At 64.1% G+C, this 16,174-nt stretch carries 18 protein-coding genes and 1 riboswitch; of the genes, 9 read left to right on the top strand and 9 right to left on the bottom strand.

Annotated features, from left to right (window positions below):
- Positions 1-108 precede the first annotated feature (108 nt).
- A complete protein-coding gene (locus IWX64_RS10720) occupies positions 109-885 on the top strand; it encodes a SurA N-terminal domain-containing protein (RefSeq protein ID WP_196867113.1) in 777 nt (258 codons plus the stop codon).
- Between the two features lie 30 nt (positions 886-915).
- Here IWX64_RS10720 and IWX64_RS10715 read toward each other — a convergent pair whose 3' ends face one another.
- The 4 genes from IWX64_RS10715 to IWX64_RS10700 form a co-directional block, all read right to left on the bottom strand.
- A complete protein-coding gene (locus IWX64_RS10715) occupies positions 916-2,697 on the bottom strand; it encodes a putative bifunctional diguanylate cyclase/phosphodiesterase (RefSeq protein WP_196867112.1) in 1,782 nt (593 codons plus the stop codon).
- 136 nt (positions 2,698-2,833) lie between these two features.
- Complete coding sequence (locus IWX64_RS10710; RefSeq protein ID WP_196867111.1) at positions 2,834-3,100, bottom strand: DUF3253 domain-containing protein; 267 nt, start codon at positions 3,098-3,100, stop codon at positions 2,834-2,836.
- 8 nt (positions 3,101-3,108) lie between these two features.
- A complete protein-coding gene (locus tag IWX64_RS10705) occupies positions 3,109-4,395 on the bottom strand; it encodes an adenylosuccinate synthase (RefSeq protein WP_196867110.1) in 1,287 nt (428 codons plus the stop codon).
- A 220-nt stretch (positions 4,396-4,615) separates the two neighbouring features.
- On the bottom strand, positions 4,616-5,002 hold the full coding sequence (locus IWX64_RS10700) for a DoxX family protein (protein ID WP_196867109.1): 387 nt from the start codon (positions 5,000-5,002) through the stop codon (positions 4,616-4,618).
- Positions 5,003-5,047: 45 nt separating this feature from the next.
- Between IWX64_RS10700 and IWX64_RS10695 the strand changes: the two genes are divergently transcribed.
- Positions 5,048-5,644 (top strand): hypothetical protein, encoded by a 597-nt coding sequence (locus tag IWX64_RS10695; RefSeq protein WP_196867108.1) that lies wholly within the window; start codon positions 5,048-5,050, stop codon positions 5,642-5,644.
- Between the two features lie 19 nt (positions 5,645-5,663).
- On the opposite strand, the gene IWX64_RS10690 is transcribed toward IWX64_RS10695, so the two are convergent.
- The 3 genes from IWX64_RS10690 to IWX64_RS10680 all read right to left on the bottom strand — a co-directional run bounded on the left by IWX64_RS10690 (position 5,664) and on the right by IWX64_RS10680 (position 7,912).
- Entirely contained in the window at positions 5,664-6,083 is a 420-nt protein-coding gene (locus IWX64_RS10690; protein ID WP_196867107.1) for a DUF3151 domain-containing protein, read from the bottom strand.
- 1 nt (position 6,084) lies between these two features.
- Entirely contained in the window at positions 6,085-7,104 is a 1,020-nt protein-coding gene (fbaA, locus tag IWX64_RS10685) for a class II fructose-bisphosphate aldolase (protein ID WP_196867106.1), read from the bottom strand.
- Positions 7,105-7,276: 172 nt separating this feature from the next.
- Entirely contained in the window at positions 7,277-7,912 is a 636-nt protein-coding gene (locus tag IWX64_RS10680; RefSeq protein WP_196867105.1) for a TrmH family RNA methyltransferase, read from the bottom strand.
- A gap of 63 nt (positions 7,913-7,975) precedes the next feature.
- Here IWX64_RS10680 and IWX64_RS10675 point away from each other — a divergent pair, with 63 nt between their 5' ends.
- Together IWX64_RS10675 and IWX64_RS10670 are read left to right on the top strand one after the other, a co-directional pair.
- Positions 7,976-8,755: an HAD-IIA family hydrolase gene (locus IWX64_RS10675; protein WP_196867104.1), complete on the top strand. Its 780-nt coding sequence runs from the start codon at positions 7,976-7,978 to the stop codon at positions 8,753-8,755.
- Between the two features lie 4 nt (positions 8,756-8,759).
- Positions 8,760-9,494, top strand: coding sequence for a tyrosine-protein phosphatase (locus IWX64_RS10670; protein WP_196867103.1), 735 nt, complete (start codon positions 8,760-8,762; stop codon positions 9,492-9,494).
- Here the strand turns inward: IWX64_RS10670 and IWX64_RS10665 are convergent.
- Together IWX64_RS10665 and pyrE are read right to left on the bottom strand one after the other, a co-directional pair.
- Positions 9,488-10,489, bottom strand: a complete 1,002-nt coding sequence (locus IWX64_RS10665) for a thioesterase domain-containing protein (protein ID WP_196867102.1) — start codon at positions 10,487-10,489, stop codon at positions 9,488-9,490. The genes IWX64_RS10670 and IWX64_RS10665 overlap by 7 nt on opposite strands.
- A gap of 15 nt (positions 10,490-10,504) precedes the next feature.
- Positions 10,505-11,068, bottom strand: coding sequence for an orotate phosphoribosyltransferase (gene pyrE, locus IWX64_RS10660; protein ID WP_196867101.1), 564 nt, complete (start codon positions 11,066-11,068; stop codon positions 10,505-10,507).
- 164 nt (positions 11,069-11,232) lie between these two features.
- Between pyrE and IWX64_RS10655 the strand changes: the two genes are divergently transcribed.
- From IWX64_RS10655 to IWX64_RS10635, 5 genes are all read left to right on the top strand, one after another.
- Positions 11,233-12,543, top strand: coding sequence for a PP2C family protein-serine/threonine phosphatase (locus IWX64_RS10655; protein ID WP_196867100.1), 1,311 nt, complete (start codon positions 11,233-11,235; stop codon positions 12,541-12,543).
- 77 nt (positions 12,544-12,620) lie between these two features.
- Positions 12,621-13,820: a GAF domain-containing SpoIIE family protein phosphatase gene (locus tag IWX64_RS10650; protein ID WP_196867099.1), complete on the top strand. Its 1,200-nt coding sequence runs from the start codon at positions 12,621-12,623 to the stop codon at positions 13,818-13,820.
- Between the two features lie 71 nt (positions 13,821-13,891).
- Positions 13,892-14,224: an STAS domain-containing protein gene (locus tag IWX64_RS10645; RefSeq protein WP_196867098.1), complete on the top strand. Its 333-nt coding sequence runs from the start codon at positions 13,892-13,894 to the stop codon at positions 14,222-14,224.
- A complete protein-coding gene (locus IWX64_RS10640) occupies positions 14,217-14,639 on the top strand; it encodes an ATP-binding protein (RefSeq protein WP_196867097.1) in 423 nt (140 codons plus the stop codon). The genes IWX64_RS10645 and IWX64_RS10640 overlap by 8 nt, the downstream gene beginning before the upstream one ends.
- Before the next feature lie 149 nt (positions 14,640-14,788).
- A riboswitch (cyclic di-GMP riboswitch) is annotated at positions 14,789-14,864 on the top strand.
- A 20-nt stretch (positions 14,865-14,884) separates the two neighbouring features.
- Positions 14,885-16,147: a glycoside hydrolase family 26 protein gene (locus IWX64_RS10635; protein ID WP_334683249.1), complete on the top strand. Its 1,263-nt coding sequence runs from the start codon at positions 14,885-14,887 to the stop codon at positions 16,145-16,147.
- Positions 16,148-16,174: the final 27 nt, after the last annotated feature.

Here is a 16,174-nt window from a genome sequence, read left to right as displayed (position 1 = left end):
ACCGCCGGTGCAGCGTGTCGTTGCGGCGCTGGCCGGGCGACGCCCAGCTAACACCCATTCAAGCCTGATAGCTTCGCAGGTTGGTTAACCAACTGGCAGGAGATCGTTGTGCGGAAGAAGTTGTTACTGAGTATTGCTTTGGCCGGGATTGTCTCGGTGGTGTCGGCATGCGGCACCGCGGATGACGGTAGTGAGTCGGGATCCGAGACGTCGCAGGCGCCCGCCAATGAGAGCGCGGCACCCGAGGCAGCACCAGAGGTAGCCGACCCTGACCTGGAAGGTGTGCCCGACGTGGTGGCGGTGGTCAACGGGACCGATATTCCAAAGACCGACTTCGAGGCTGTGTACACCGCCCAGTACGAGACGGCAGCAACACAGTCCCAGATGTCAGGTGAGCCCGTCGATCAGGACGCGCTGAAGAGCCAGACCATCGAGGGCATGATCGGTACCGAACTGCTGATCCAGGAAGCGTCCGAGCGGGGTATCGAGGCAACCGACGAAGCGATCGCCACCGCACTCGACGAGCTCGTTGCGACCTACCAGCTCAGTTCAGCCGACGAGTTCTACGCGACCCTGGCTGAACAGGGCACCGACGAGGAAACCGTCAACGAGCAGCTCGCCACCCAGGTTCAGGTGGAGCAGCTGATAGAGGAAGAGGCCGGCGACACCGCGCCCACCGAGGAGGAGCTCACCGCCGCCTACGACGAGGCAGTGGCACAGCAGGAGGAGCAGAACGCCGCCAGCGAACAGGACACCGAGATTCCCCCGTTTGAAGAGGTGCGCACCGCTCTCGAGGAGCAGCTCCAGACGCAGAAGCAGTCGGCTGCCGCCGAGTCCCTGGTCTCCAGCCTCCGTGAGGCTGCTGATGTGACGGTCAACCTGTAGCCCAGGGACCGTCAGGCGGCGCCAAGGCACTCAGCCCGCGGCGCCGCCGACAGCTTGCACCGGTACGACTGACTCCATCGCGAACCAGGACGCCAGCTCTTCGGCTGGTAGCGGCCTGGCGTAGTGGTAGCCCTGCGCGAGGTCGCAGTCGAGGCCGATCAGGGCCTCTCGTTGCCCCTCGGTCTCGACGCCCTCAGCCACCGCCTTGATACCGACGGCGTGGGCCAACTGGACGCAGCTGGCCACGATTGCCGAGTCGCCACTGTTGATGCCCAACCCCGAAACGAAGGATCGGTCGATTTTCAGCTCATCAATGGGGAACTGCCTCAGGTAGGTGAGGCTTGAGTAACCGGTCCCGAAGTCATCGACAGCCAACCCGACACCGAGAGCCTTCAACGCGCAGAGCGCCCGCAGGGCTGCCTCCGGTCCCACCATCAGCGAGGTCTCGGTCAATTCCAGGGTCAGCAGCGACGGGTCGAAGCCATGGCGGCCCAACACCGAGGCGACCCGTCGTGGCAGTTCCGGGTCGGCCAGCTGACGGGTGGAGAGGTTTACGGCCATCTCCACCGGCCCACGGTTGGGATCCTCGTCGGCCCAGCGCGCTGCCTGGGCGACCGCCTCGTTGAGCACCCACGCCCCCAGTTCGCGAATCAAACCCGACTCCTCCGCGAGGCCGATGAACTCCGACGGCGGCAACAGTCCCCGGCGGGGATGCTCCCACCGGACGAGTGCCTCGACTCCCGTCAGCCGTCCGTCCCGCAGGTTCACCCGGGGCTGGTAGTACACGCGCAACTCGCCATCGCTGATTGCGTGGCGGAGCTCCCCCACGAGCTGCAACCGATCCACCGCGGGATCCGATTGAGAGGGATCGTGCAGTTCCCAGGTGTTCCGCCCACTGGCCTTTGCCTGGTACATAGCGATGTCGGACCGGCGCAGCAAGCGTTCCGCGGCGTCACCGTCCTCGCAGACCGCCGCACCAATGCTGGCGCTCACCACCACCTCAAGGCCCTCAATCACCAGCGGTTCCTGGAGGGCGCCCAGCAGCCGTTCTGCCATTTGACCCACCTCGTCGACCGCGGTCGCGCCACTGACGGCCGCGACGACGACGAACTCGTCCCCCGACAGCCGGGCTACGCACAGGGGATCACTGGCAGCGTCCTGGAGCCGTCGCGCCACCGAGCTGAGTAGTTCGTCGCCCGCGGCATGGCCGAGGCTGTCATTGACCGCCTTGAAATGGTCCAGGTCGACGAAGAACACCACGGTGCGCCGTCCAGGTGCGACGCCGGAGAGAGCGGCATCCAACGCGGTGATCAACGCGGGGCGGTTCAGCAGCCCGGTCAGGGGGTCATGGGAGGCCAGACGCCGCATTACTGCCTCGGTCGCAACGCACCGCGCCTCCGACTCTTCAGCCTGACGCCTCGCTTCGAGAAGGTGTTCTTCGTAGCGGCGCCGCTGGTGCGCCCCGAAGATCCCGACCCGCACCAGGGCCGGAGTGCACCCGGTCGGGGCCACCCGGGTGGCGGACAGCAGTGCAGCACGCCGCACTCCGTCCCTGCCGATCACCTCCAGTGCCTGTTCCTCGACCGAACCGATCAGGTGCAGCTGCGGGACGCAGTGCATGGTGTACAGGAACTGGTCGCTGGCGGGCAGCAACTGGTGCAGCGGTGTGGCGAGCAGGTCCGCGCGGGCATAACCCGACCAGGAGAGGAAGGTGTCGTTGACGGCGGTGATGGTGCCGTCGTCGTCGGTTAGCAGATACCCACAGGGAGCCTGTTGGAACAACGCCTCGTAGTCCAGCCCGTCGCCGTTCACGGCGAGCGCCGGGGCGCGGGCTGTGCCCGCTCATGAAACGCCATTGCTGCCACCTAGGAAAGTGTGTGCGACGGTCGGTCTGTGGCCGTCGGCTCCTCACTGAACTGTCGGCGGGTGCGCTGGAAATGTAAGGGGCCTACGGGTGCCGGCGCCGAATCCGGATGGGACCCTTGATCGTCGTCGGGTCGATGACCCTCCCGCCCTGGGTGATCTCCACTTCGCCCGCCGCCACCAACCGCCTGGCGGCGTCGCGGGACGCGTCCATCAGGTCGCGCCACTGCCCGTCAGAGACGGCACGGGCAGCCTCCGACGGGCAGATCGTCGCCTCCGGCGCGCGCTCGTCGAGCAACCGCCGGATGGCGGCCTCAAGGAGCAGGCCAGTGCTGGCGCTGGCGGGGTCCACTGGCCGTTTTACCAGATCAGGTCGTTGATGACGATGGTCTGGTCGCGGTCCGGGCCGACCCCGATGGCCGAGAACCGTGCGCCCGACATCTTCTCCAGCGCCCTCACGTAGACCTGCGCGTTCTCCGGCAGGTCGTCGATGGTGCGTGCTGTGGTGATGTCCTCGGTCCAGCCCTCGAAGTACTCGAAGATGGGCTTGGCGTGGTGGAAGTCGGTCTGGGTCATCGGCATCTCGTCGTGCCGGACGCCGTCGACGTCGTACGCCACGCACACCGGAATCTGTTCGATCCCAGTAAGTACGTCAAGCTTGGTCACGAAGTAGTCGGTGAAGCCATTGACCCGGGCAGCGTGGCGGGCAAGAACGGCGTCGTACCAGCCACAGCGGCGGGGACGGCCGGTGTTGACACCGAACTCGCCGCCCTTCGTCTGCAGGTACATGCCCATGTCGTCGAACAGTTCGGTGGGGAACGGTCCGGCTCCCACCCGCGTGGTGTAGGCCTTGATGATGCCCACGGCGCGGCTGATCCGGGTGGGGCCGATGCCCGAGCCGACCGACGCGCCACCGGCGGTGGGGTTCGACGACGTCACGAACGGGTAGGTGCCGTGGTCCACGTCGAGGAAGGTGGCCTGGCCGCCCTCCATGAGGACCACCTTGCCGGCGTCGAGCGCTTCATTGAGCACGTAGGTGGAGTCAATGACCAACGGCCGGAGGCGGTCGGCGAAGCCGAGGAAGTACTCGACCACCTCCTCCACCTCCACGTCGCGGCGGTTGTATACCTTGACCAGGAGTTCGTTCTTCTGGGCGAGGGAGCCTTCAACCTTCTGCCGCAGGATCGATTCGTCGAAAACGTCCTGGACGCGGATACCGAGCCGGGCCACCTTGTCCATGTAGGCGGGGCCGATACCGCGCCCGGTGGTGCCGATCGCCCGCTTGCCGAGGAATCGTTCGGTGACCTTGTCCAGTACCTGGTGGTACGGCGCCACCAGGTGGGCATTCGCCGAAATGCGCAGCTTTGAGGTGTCGGCGCCGCGGGCTTCAAGCCCTTCGATCTCTTCGAACAGTGCTTCGAGGTTGATGACGCACCCGTTACCGATAATCGGGATCGCGTTGGGGCTCAGGATGCCTGCGGGCAGCAGCTTCAGCTCGTATTTTTCACCGCCGACGACCACGGTGTGCCCCGCGTTGTTTCCGCCGTTCGGCTTGACGACGTAGTCAACCCGTCCGCCGAGCAGGTCGGTTGCTTTGCCTTTACCTTCGTCGCCCCACTGGGCTCCGACAATAACGATCGCTGGCATGGGATCCTCCCCCATCGTTGCGGCAGCACCCGCACAACACGCGATGCCGCCAGAAGTGCATGAGAATGCCCCAAGACCTGCGAGTGCGTGCGCGCAAGAGATCTGGGGCTCTTACCAGCCAAGTTTAGCAAGAGATCCCGCCGACCCTCAGCTTGGTGACCAATCGGTGTGGACGGGAGGCTCCTCGAGGGACCCTGCCGGTGTGGGATTCGCCTCCACCTCAGTCGCGGGGTAAGCCTCGCCGGCCACGGCCCGGTAGGTGGCCACGACCCTGCCAGGCCAGCAGCAGTGCACCGGAGCCCAGCAGCACGTTGGTCCACACGTATCCGACGTCGCCGTTGACAATGTTGGTCACTGCGGCACCCAGCATGACCAGCACCAGCACCAGTGCTCCCAGGGTGCGCAGCCGGGGAACGAAGAGCGCGGCACTGCCCAGGAACTCGCCGGCCGCAGTCAAGTACACCGTCCACTCCGGCAGCCCCGACTTCTGGAAGGGAAGCAGCGCAGCAGGCTCGCCGATCACCTTCTCGATCCCGGCCCGCACAAAAAAGAACGCCAGGATCGCTGCCAGCCCCAACCACACCAGTTCACTCCGGCTCTTCTGCATACCGCCATGATGCCATGGGGCCCCCAAGGAGGAGAGAATGTCCTCATGGATCGTTTCGCGGGCAACATTGCAGGGCTGGGCACGGCGTCGGGAACACGGCTGGTGATCGGCAGGTGGGACACGTCGCCGTTGGGGGCGTTCACCGACGTCATGATGGAGGATGCCAACGGTGAGCGGACCCTGCTCGCCCCGTCGCAGGCGGTTGCCGACTACGTCAGCTCTACCTACAGCTTCGATGTGGTCCGGGTGGTGGATGTGGACTCAACGCTCGACGACCGGCAACTGACCGTGACCGCGGGAGGGCTGGCAGTCACCGCGCAGCTCGGCGCGGTAACCGGGCTGGGGCGGATGTTGCGCCTCATTCCGGCGCGGCTCGCGACGTCGCCGCGCTGGCTGAGCCTCATCAATCCGGTGGCTGGGCTGCTCATGCCCGGGGTCAGCACGGCGGGATCGGCTGGCAATGGCCGCACTGAATATTACGGGGTGACGACGGCGGTGAAAATCACCGCCGCGTCGGTGCGTTGGCACGGCAAGGACCTGGGGATCCTGGCACCGTTGACACCGCCAGTGCGGTTTGGGTTCAGCTCTGCCCCTGCCGCGCCGATGCTGGTCACCGTGGTGACCAGCATCAGGCGTCCTTGAGCCAGTTGCCTACCTGGACCTAATTGCCCAGTTGCTTACTGGCTTCCGGGTCGGATTCGCCGAGGAACTTCGCGATCCGCTCGGCCTCGTCGATTTCGCCGATCGAGGCCGCTGCCCTGCCCAGCGCATAAAGCGAGCGGAGGAATCCACGGTTGGGTTCGTGCGAGTAGGGCACGGGCCCGGTGCCGCGCCAGCCGTTGCGCCGCAACGCGTCAAGACCACGGTGGTAGCCGGTCCTGGCGTACGCATAGGACTCGATGGTGCGGCCATCGGCGTAGGCTTCGTCGGCCAGGATGGCCCACACCAACGACGACGTCGGGTACTTGGCGGCGAGATCTACCGCTTCGTCACCGGCGTCGATCCGGACGCCGAGGTCCGTCTCCTCGGGAAGGAGGGTGGGCTCGGGGCCCAGAAGGTTCCGGCGGAATTCATCGGACATGTTAGAGCTTCTTTCCGGCGGAGCCCAGGGATGCTGCGGCTTCCACCACGCGGGCGGCCAGTCCGGCTTCGGCGGCTGCACCCCACACGCGGGGGTCATAAACCTTCTTGTTGCCTACCTCGTTGTCGACCTTGAGCACGCCGTCGTAGTTCTTCAGCATGTGGTCAACCACCGGGCGGGTGAACGCGTACTGCGTATCGGTGTCGATGTTCATCTTGATGACACCGTACGAGACGGCGTCGGAGATTTCCTGGTCCGAGGATCCTGATCCACCGTGGAACACGAGGTCGAAGGGCTTGTCCTTGCCGAGCCGTGAGCCGATCTGGTCCTGGATGTCCTTGAGGATCTCGGGGCGGAGCTTGACGCCGCCGGGCTTGTACACGCCGTGCACATTCCCGAAGGTCAGGGCGGTCAGGTAGCGGCCGTGCTCGCCGGAGCCCAGCGCCTCGACAGTGGCCAGCGCGTCTTCGACGGTGGTGTACAACTTGTCGTTGATGGCGTTCTCGACGCCGTCCTCCTCACCGCCGACGGTGCCGATCTCAACCTCAAGGATGATCTTCGCTGCGGCTGCGCGGGGCAGGATGTCCTTGGCGATCCGCAGGTTTTCCTCAAGGGTTTCCGCTGAGCCGTCCCACATGTGGGACTGGAAGATCGGGTTGTTGCCGCGCTTGACCGCCTCTTCCGATGCTGCGAGGAGCGGCAGGACAAACTCGTCCAGCTTGTCCTTGGGGCAGTGGTCGGTGTGCAGCGCAATATTCACGTCATACTTCTTGGCCACCTCGTGGGCGAAGGCGGCGAAGCCAAGAGAACCGACCACCATGTCCTTCACCGATGCGCCCGACCAGTAGGCAGCGCCGCCCGTGGACACCTGCACGATGCCGTCGGAACCGGCCTCGGCGAACCCACGCATCGCAGCGTTGAGGGTCTGGGAGGAGGTCACGTTCACGGCCGGATACGCGAAGCCCCCAGCCTTGGCACGGTCGATCATTTCTGAATAGATCTCAGGTGTTGCGATAGGCATAAGGACTCCTTTGTGGAATGCGTGCGTAAACAGGCGGGATGAAAACTGACCGCTTAAGCCATCCTATTCGACTGCTCGATCAGCAGAAACGGCCCCCGGGGTCGGGTTCGCCGGTTGCGCGCGGCAGTTCTGACTGTCCAGACGTTTCTGACCCAGGCAGGTGCACTGCTGGTCAGATCCCCTGCCCGAAGACGTGCCGGCGGACCCATCCGTGCATGGCGATCGCGGCAGCGGCAGATGCGTTGATGGACCGGGTGGACCCAAACTGGGCGATGGAGAGGGTGGCGTCGGCGGCGGCATGCACCTCGGGTGTCAGGCCCGGCCCCTCCTGGCCGAAGACCAGCACGCAGTTCTCCGGCAGTTCATAGGTTTCCAGGGGCACTGAATCCGGAAAGTTGTCGATCCCGATGATCCGCAGCCCCTCCCCTGCCGCCCACGTGACGAATTCCTCGACCGTGGGATGGTGCCGGACGTGCTGGTAGCGGTCGGTCACCATCGCACCCCGACGGTTCCACCGCCGTCGTCCGATGATGTGGACTTCCCTGGCCATGAAGGCGTTCGCCGTGCGCACCACCGAACCGATGTTCAGGTCATGCTGCCAGTTCTCGATGGCGACGTGAAAGTTGTGGCGGCGGGAGTCGAGGTCCGCGACGATCGCATCGTGGGTCCAGTACCGGTACCGGTCGACGACGTTGCGGGTGTCCCCAGCAGCAAGGAGGTCGGCATCCCAGTGCTCTCCCTCTGGAAGTTGCCCCTCCCAGGGGCCCACGCCGACCGGGACCAGCGGGATTTCGGGATTTTCTTTCACGCTCCCAGCCTAAGGTGAAAGACTGGGGTCCTAGAGCACCGCCGGACGGCAGGGAGATATCACATGGGTGAGAACGAACATATCGAGTGCTGGCTGACGGACATGGATGGCGTCCTGGTGCATGAAAACCAGGCGATCCCGGGCGCAGCAGAGCTGATTGACCGCTGGGTAGCCACGTCCAAGCGGTTCCTGGTGCTGACCAACAACTCCATCTACACTCCGCGGGACCTTGCAGCCCGGCTGAAGGCCTCCGGCCTGGAAGTCCCCGAGGAGAACCTGTGGACCTCGGCCCTGGCCACCGCGCAATTCCTTAAGGAGCAGTTGCCGGGGGGCCGGGCGTACGTGATCGGGGAGGCCGGCCTGACGACGGCGTTGCATGAGGCCGGTTTTGTACTCACGGACCAGGCGCCCGACTATGTGGTGCTCGGGGAAACCCGCACCTACTCGTTTGAGGCGATCACCAAGGCCATCCGGTTGGTAGAGGGCGGGGCCCGGTTCATTGCAACGAACCCTGATGTTACCGGGCCGTCGAAGGAAGGACCGCTGCCTGCGACGGGGGCAGTCGCGGCCCTGATCACCGCTGCTACCAGCCGTGTTCCCTACATTGTGGGTAAACCCAATCCCATGATGTTCCGCTCGGCCATGAACCAGATCGACGCCCACTCCGAAACCACCGCGATGATCGGCGACCGGATGGACACCGACATTATTGCGGGGATGGAAGCGGGCCTGCACACGGTGCTGGTGCTCAGCGGCATCACCCAGCGCGCCGACATCGACGCCTACCCGTTCCGGCCCGCCCAAATCATGGAGTCAGTGGCGGACCTGATCGACCAGGTCTAGTCCCGTGCCGGGGGTGCTCAACCTGCGCGACATCGCGGAGCTCACCGCCGCCGACCCCCGGGCCCCGGTGCCGGGCAAGGTGTTCCGCTCCAGCCAGCCGTTCGATTGGGACCGTGAGTCGACCATGAACTTCCTCACGGGTCAAGGGATCCAATCGATCGTTGACCTGCGCAGTCAACGCGAGGCCGGAATGGCACCCTGGCAGGTGGCCGCCGATACGGGAATCGACGTCGTTGCCGCCCCGCTGGACCCCTCCGAGGCCAACCCGGCGTCGACCATGGGGTTACTGACCGCTGCGGACCTGGGGAACTACTACCTGGGCTGGCTGCACAGTCGGCCCGCGGTGGTGGTCGACGCGCTCGAGCCGATTGTGGCGGGCCGGACCACACTGGTGCACTGCGCCGCAGGCAAGGACCGCACGGGAGTGATCACCGCGGTGATTCTCCTGGCTGCCGGGGTCTCCGATGACCTGATCATCAAGGACTACGCCCACACGACAGGCGCCCTGCCGGAGATTCTGCCGGCACTGGCGAAACTATGGATGGGTGACGCGCCCGCGGGGTCGGGCCGGCTGTCGATCGAGAACCCGCCGGTGATCCTGACCTCACCGGCGGGCGCCATGGCCACGTTCATTGAGGGGATGCGCCGCCAGTTCGGCACCGTCGACTCGTTCCTGGAGGGCGCCGGGATGGACCGCCGCGACCTGGGTCAACTCCGGAGAACCCTCAGGGGTCAGTAGGCGCTTCGCCGGGAACCGCCCCGCGGCACGGGCAGGAATTCGTCCTGCAGCGCGACGACGATGCTCTGGTAAATCAGCGGGTTCCACTGCGGGCTGGCGTGCGCGGGCAGGGCGCCGTCGGTGACGTAGTCGGCCGACACCAGGTTGTCCGGGAAGGCTTCCGCCCAGCCGGGCCTGGCCCGGGCGTAGTTGACCGTACCGTCGTTGGGGTTGCCGATGAAAGCGATCTGCGTATCGCCCAGCGTCCCCTGGAAGCGGGTGACGTTGTAGTGGTAGATGTACGAAGACTGCGACTGGATCAGGACGCTCGATGGTGCGAACGGGGAGAGTTGCTCAAGGCTCTGGTTCAGGACCTGCCGCCAAGTGCGCTCGTTCTTGTTGACAATCCGCTCCCCCAGTTCATAGCCGCCGCGCAGCACGGTGGGGACCCGGTAGCCGGCGTCATACAGGAACACCACGCCCTCGAACACGGCCTGGTCCAGCACATCATCACGGGAGTGCGGACTGGAATCGAGGATGATCAGCTCCACCGCGATCCCCAGCCCGCGCAACTGCGAAGCCACCTCGACCGCCACCATCCCGCCGAAGCTGTGGCCGTAGAAGTAGAGGGTCTGAACCTGGAAGATCCTCACGTACCGGTTCAGCGCTGCGACGATGCTCGCGATGTTCAGCCCACGGTTCGAATATCCCATCACCGCGATCTGCCCACGCTGGCTCAGGGCTGGCTGGAGTGAGTTCGCGATCCAGCCGCCCTCTTCCCAGCCAGTCTTGTAGCCAGGGAAGATGATCCACCGTGTTCGCGGGAACCGGCGTGCGGCTTCCGCGTCCTCGACCGGAAGGATCTGCAGTTCCTCGCGTTCCTCCTGGACCTGCCGGGTCAGGAACAGGTCGGCAGCAAGGGTGAGCCCAAACGCTGAGCCAGCGATGAAGGAGCGGCGGGACATGCCTTTGATCCCGTGCGCATAGCGAAGCAGCCGTTCGGCGTCCTCAGTCATCGGTCTGCTCAGGTGCTAGCTCAGGCCGAGCTCATCTTTACCGAACGCGTAGAGGTAGGGCACCCCTGCTTCCGACTCGATGCGTTCCCTGGACCCGGTGTCCCGGTCGACGATGACCGCCACGGCCTGCACGTTGCCACCCGCCCGCCGGACACCTTCCACGGCGGTCAGTGCCGACCCGCCAGTGGTTGAGGTGTCCTCAAGGACGACGACGGTCCGGCCGGCGACGTCGGGGCCCTCCACCTGTCGCGCCATGCCGTGGGCTTTCTGGGTCTTGCGCACCACGAACGCGTCAATGCCCCGATTGTCGCGGGCCGCGGCGTGCATGACGGCGGTTCCCACCGGGTCGGCGCCCATGGTCAGCCCACCAGCGCACTCAAAGGCGATGCCGGCGTCGTCGAGCATCTGCAGCATGACCCGGCCCACCAGCTGCGACGCCTCGTGGTGGAGCGTGATCCGGCGCAGGTCGATGTAGTAGTCGGCTTCCTTACCGCTGGACAGGGTCACCTTCTCGTGAACGATGGCCAGTTCCTGGATGAGTTCACGCAGGCGGTCGCGGGCGGCGGTATCGACGGTCATGGTTGCAATCCTAATCTCTCCTCCGGTGGCGACCTGCGCTGCATGCGACCCACCGGGCCGACAGCGGAGGTCCGGCGCGTCCACCGGCCGCCGGATACCATTGCAGAAAGAGCACCTGGTCTTGCCCCCGGAGCAATAACGAGCAGCCCTAGAGAGGAACCACCATGACTTTCGGTCCCGTTCGACGTTTGACGGGACCGGATGACATTTCACCCCTCGTCAAACAGCTTCCGATCGCTGTCCTCTTCGTTGCCGCAGCGGTGATGAGCAGCCTGGTACCTACTCTGACGGTCAGCAGCAGACCAGTATTGATTATCGGCGTCTGTCTAACCATTGCCGCAACCCTGTTTGCCTTAGCTTTTTCGCGACCAACGCTATCGCGCTTCTCGGTACTCATCCCGGCCGTTGATCTGCTCGCTGCGGGTATGCTTCGATACGCGACCGGCGAAAGCCAGTCGATCTACGCTTCCCTGGTGCTGTTACCCATTCTGTGGCTGGCAACAATCGAAGGGCGACGTCATGTGCTCTACGCCATCCTCGGTGGCGTAGTGGCCATCCTGGTGCCGTTCGCCCTGGGCGCCGGGACGGACGAAAATCCCAACGAACTGCTCCGAGGCATGTACAGCCTCCTCGTGTTCGCCCTGGCCGCCGGAATTGTCAATGAGCTCGCCTCGAGGTCACGACGACGACTGTCTTCGGCGCGTGCGCAGGCAGCGGCTTCAGCAGAGGAGCTCAGCCGGGCCGCCGAAATTCAGCGCTATCTCCTCCCCCAGGAAGCAGCTCCACTACCTGGATACGAAACTGCCGGGGCCTGTGTGCCATCGAAAGCTGTCGGTGGCGACTTCTTCGACTGGTACGAAATCGACGGGGGTCTTGGGTTCACCCTGGGCGACGTGATGGGCAAGGGCGCGGGGGCGGGCATGATCGCCGCCACTACCCGGGCGGTGATCCGCAGCGCCCGAAACAACGAGGACCCGGCGGTAGCGCTCAGATTAACCTCAGATTGTCTTACGTCGGAGCTAAGCCAGGCCGCATCCTTTGCAACCCTCTTCCACGCAAGACTCCGCGCAGCGGATGGTCGCCTTTCCTTCTGTGATGCGGGACATGGGCTAACGCTTTGCATCAGAGCAGATGGGAGCTGGGAAAGGCTCGCCTCCCGGGAACTGCCGGTAGGCCTCCTCCCGGAATCCACCTGGCATTCGTTCGAAATCAGGCTTGAGCCCGGCGATATGATCGTCAGTTTCAGCGATGGAGTGCTGGACCTTTATGACGGAACTCTGAGCGCCATCGACGAGCTCGCCCTGCTGGCCATCTCAGCCTCTTCGGCGAAAGATATCGTGGAAACTGTTCAGGTCCTCGCGTCAGGATCTGTCAACCCTGATGACGTGACCATCCTCGCGGTCCGAAGGTCCGCGCACCAGACAGCATCGCCTAACGCGGCCCACAGCGAAACCCTCCAGGTAGGCGCTGCCTGACACGGAGGGGAACTCACCGGCGTGAGTCCCAGCTCAACCGCCAGCACAGACTGGCAAGTGAAAGAACAGGTGTACGCATGAACGAACCATCGCCTAACCTCTTCAACGAATCTGCCGGGTCTGCTCACAACGAAACCGAGAGGCTCAAGTCCCTCGCAGAGACAGCACTGCTCGACACCCCGCCCGAGGAGGGGTTTGACCGGATCACCCGATTGGCTCAGAAGCTCTTCGGGGTCAGCTCCGCCTCGGTGTCGCTGATCGCGGAAGACCGACAGTTCCTCAAATCAGTCGCCGGCACCCTCGACGTCAACAGCCCCCGAAAGGCGTCCTTCTGCACCCACACCATCATGACCCCGGACACCCTGGTGGTCGAGGATGCCGGGGAAGATGACCGCTTCAGCTCCAACCCCTATGTCCTGGGCATCCCCAATATCCGCTTCTACGCCGGGCAGCCCCTGCAGGGCCCAGGGGGACACAATATCGGCACTCTCTGCATCAGCGATCAGCAGCCACGCACGTTCAACGGTGAACAGGAAAAAGTCCTCCGCGACCTTGCCGCCGTCGTGCAGCGCGAGATTAACGTTCGCACGGATCTCCAGAACGGCGCACGAATTCAGCACGCACCATCCCTCCCCGGCTACAGGGTAACCGCGGCTTTTCGTCCGGCGGGCGAATTATCAGGTGACTTCTATGACTGGGACCTTGTACAAGGGCGGTTCCGGTTCACACTGGCCGATGTCATGGGCAAGGGAACTGGCCCGGCCATTCTGGCTGCCACCGTGAGAGCTGGCCTGCGAGCCAACGCAAACCTGGATCCCGCCGGCGCGTTCGCAGCAGTCTCAACCGAGTTGACCTGCAACCTGGAGCGGACCGATTCCTTCGTGACCGCATTCCACGGCGACCTGGACCCGGACACGGGCACCGTGTCGTATTCGGATGCGGGACACGGGTTGGCGCACTATCTGCCTGCGGGCGGGCGACCGATCCGGCTTCCCACCTCCAGCGGCCCGCTGGGGATCTTTCCTGGCATGCAATGGCACACCGAGTCTCTGACCCTGGGCCCCGGCGACGCCCTGATGATTCCCAGCGACGGGGTCCTTGAACTGGTCAACGACGACCTGGAAGAACTCGCGCATGTCCTGGCGCAGCTTTCCTCCGCTGACGACCCCAGAGACTTCATTGACAGACTCTCCAGCGAAGCGGTCACCGGCGCCGACGACACCACCGTTCTCATCCTGCGCAGGAACGAGCTCACAGTCGGTTTAGATGGTCTTTAGCAACCCAGTACATGCGATGCTTTGACGAGCATTGGTCGGTGTGCAGCTTGAATGTTTTCGAAAGGAATTGAATGAAGTTCAGTCATATGCCCAAAGGTACGTACACCGAGGTCAAGGCGGATGGACGCCTGAACATGGTTTCCGCCCCAGAGCTGCGCGAATTCGTGTCCGGCTTGATTACCGAGGGGTCCTCCCGGATTGTCATCAACCTGGAACAGGCGGTGTTTATGGACTCCTCCGGGCTCGGCGCGCTGATTGGTTGCCTGAAAGCGGCCCGTCAGGCCGGCGGTGATTTGCGGATCGCAGGTGTCCAACCCCAGGTGAAGATGGTTCTTCAATTGACCAGTATGGACAAGGTCCTCACACCCTATGCATCTGCCGATGATGCGTTCAGCAATGAGTGACGTTCTCGCCTCCCGACGGTATCGGGGGCTGGCGGTAGGAAGCGTCATCGATGAGGTCCACACCGATCTGGACGAGCTCTGGACCGATGCCCCTTTTGTCCAGGAAATGGACCAGATGACTTTCACAACGGCGGTCATCGAGTCCGTGTCGAACATTGTCCAGCACGCCGAGCCGGAAGGTCGGGGACCGGTGGAGCTGAGCGTTCACGTCGAGGTCCGAACCACCCAGCTGAAAGCTGAGATCAGCGCCTACCACGCCAAGCCTCCCCTCGGCATGATGAATCCGCACATGCCTGGTGAGGACGCGGAGTCTGGCCGGGGACTTGCGCTCATCGAGGCTCTGGTCACAACTGTCACATTCGAGCGGCAGGATGCGACCAATACCTGGGTACTGTCCCGGACCCCGCAGAGCTGAGTCTGATGATGAGAGCCCGCGGGGGATCAGTCCACCCTGTGGAAAACCTGCACAAATACTTGTTGTTTTCACCGGTTCTCACGACCGCATCCACGGGACAATGAGGAGCCGGATCGAGCCACCGAGCCGGCACATTAGGGCGACCGTCATGATGTAAAGGGCCAAACCGGTGCAAGCCGGCGACGCAAAGCCACGGGGCCCGCACGGGTCAGCCGGGCTACTGATTCTCAAAAAAGGTGCCAGCCATGGTCTTCCCCGTGCCGCTTCGCTCATTCGCACCAGCATTAAGACATGCGCGGAGGACTACCACCAGGGTGCTCCTGATGATGTGCGCCGTTGCGCTGTTATCGACGGGGATTCTTCCCGCCGCCCAGGCAGGCGCAGCAATAAGCCTTAGCAGTTCCCAGGGGCCAGCCGGGACGTCAGTGACCATTACCGGCCTGGGTTTCCCCAAGAACACGAAGGGTTCGATAGTTGCCGCGTCGACGAGTGTCGGGATGCGGGTGAACGGAGCTGGCTCGTTCCAGGCCTCAGTGATCATCCCTGCCGGGGCATCGAGTGTGGAGATCAGGGCGACTGCAGGCTCTGCATCGGCCACCTCCATCTTCACCGTCACGGACCCTGTTCATTCCACCAGCCCCGATTCGTCAAACCCCAAAGCTATCCGCTTCGGTGTCGGAACGAATGGTGGTCCGGCAGCAACGGCAGAGCTCGACGAGGTCGCAGCCATTGCCGGAGAGGCACCCTCGCTGGTGCTCTCCTACAAGGACTTCCGTCAACCACCACCGCTGACCGAACTTGACGCGGTGAGGTCCCGTGGCGCAGAGACAATCCTGACCTGGGAACCGTGGTCCTGGGGTGGCGGCGTGGAACAGCCCGCCTATTCGCTGGACCGCATCGCCGCCGGCGATTTCGACGGTTACCTGCGGCAATGGGGAACGGCTCTCGGCCAGTGGGGTCACCCGGTTTATTTGCGGTTTGGTCATGAAATGAACGGTGACTGGTACCCGTGGGCTGAGGGAGTCAACGGGAACGGGCCGGGTGACTATGTGGTCGCCTACCGGCACGTCCACGACGTCGTCACCGCCACCGGGGCGACGAACATCCGCTGGATCTGGAACCCGAATGTCCCCTATGCGGGTTCCACCCCACTGGAAGAGCTTTTCCCGGGAGCAGCCTATGTCGACGTGACCGCACTGGACGGCTACAACTGGGGCACTTCCCAGATCTGGAGCGCCTGGCAAGAGCCTGGGCTGCTATTCGGTGAGGGTCTCGCAGAACTGAGGCGGTTGGCACCGGGGAAGCCCATCATGATCGCCGAGACAGCATCCTCGGAACTCGGCGGGTCAAAAGCAGCGTGGAATACGGCCCTTTTCGACTACCTCTCCAACCAACCAGACATCGTTGCTCTGGTCTGGTTCCACCTGGCAAAGGAAGCCGACTGGCGGATCAACAGCAGCGAAGCATCCGCCAACGCATTCAAAGCGGCGCTCGTGAGCCGGCGTTGATCATCCAGAGCGGCTGATCCTTCCGGG

The organism is Arthrobacter sp. CAN_A212, assembly GCF_015752345.1.
Lineage (GTDB): Bacteria > Actinomycetota > Actinomycetes > Actinomycetales > Micrococcaceae > Arthrobacter_D.
Note: the sequence above shows the minus strand (reverse complement) of the source record. Positions and strands in the feature narration are given on the sequence as shown.

Coding starts and splice junctions, on each gene's coding strand:
- IWX64_RS10690 (WP_196867107.1), bottom strand. CDS start 6,083: ATGTCCGATGAATTCCGCCGGAACCTTCTGGGCCCCGAGCCCACCCTC.
- pyrE (WP_196867101.1), bottom strand. CDS start 11,068: ATGACCGTCGATACCGCCGCCCGCGACCGCCTGCGTGAACTCATCCAG.
- IWX64_RS10700 (WP_196867109.1), bottom strand. CDS start 5,002: ATGCAGAAGAGCCGGAGTGAACTGGTGTGGTTGGGGCTGGCAGCGATC.
- IWX64_RS10635 (WP_334683249.1), top strand. CDS start 14,885: ATGGTCTTCCCCGTGCCGCTTCGCTCATTCGCACCAGCATTAAGACAT.
- IWX64_RS10705 (WP_196867110.1), bottom strand. CDS start 4,395: ATGCCAGCGATCGTTATTGTCGGAGCCCAGTGGGGCGACGAAGGTAAA.
- IWX64_RS10655 (WP_196867100.1), top strand. CDS start 11,233: ATGACTTTCGGTCCCGTTCGACGTTTGACGGGACCGGATGACATTTCA.
- IWX64_RS10665 (WP_196867102.1), bottom strand. CDS start 10,489: ATGACTGAGGACGCCGAACGGCTGCTTCGCTATGCGCACGGGATCAAA.
- IWX64_RS10675 (WP_196867104.1), top strand. CDS start 7,976: ATGGGTGAGAACGAACATATCGAGTGCTGGCTGACGGACATGGATGGC.
- fbaA (WP_196867106.1), bottom strand. CDS start 7,104: ATGCCTATCGCAACACCTGAGATCTATTCAGAAATGATCGACCGTGCC.
- IWX64_RS10640 (WP_196867097.1), top strand. CDS start 14,217: ATGAGTGACGTTCTCGCCTCCCGACGGTATCGGGGGCTGGCGGTAGGA.
- IWX64_RS10650 (WP_196867099.1), top strand. CDS start 12,621: ATGAACGAACCATCGCCTAACCTCTTCAACGAATCTGCCGGGTCTGCT.
- IWX64_RS10645 (WP_196867098.1), top strand. CDS start 13,892: ATGAAGTTCAGTCATATGCCCAAAGGTACGTACACCGAGGTCAAGGCG.
- IWX64_RS10695 (WP_196867108.1), top strand. CDS start 5,048: ATGGATCGTTTCGCGGGCAACATTGCAGGGCTGGGCACGGCGTCGGGA.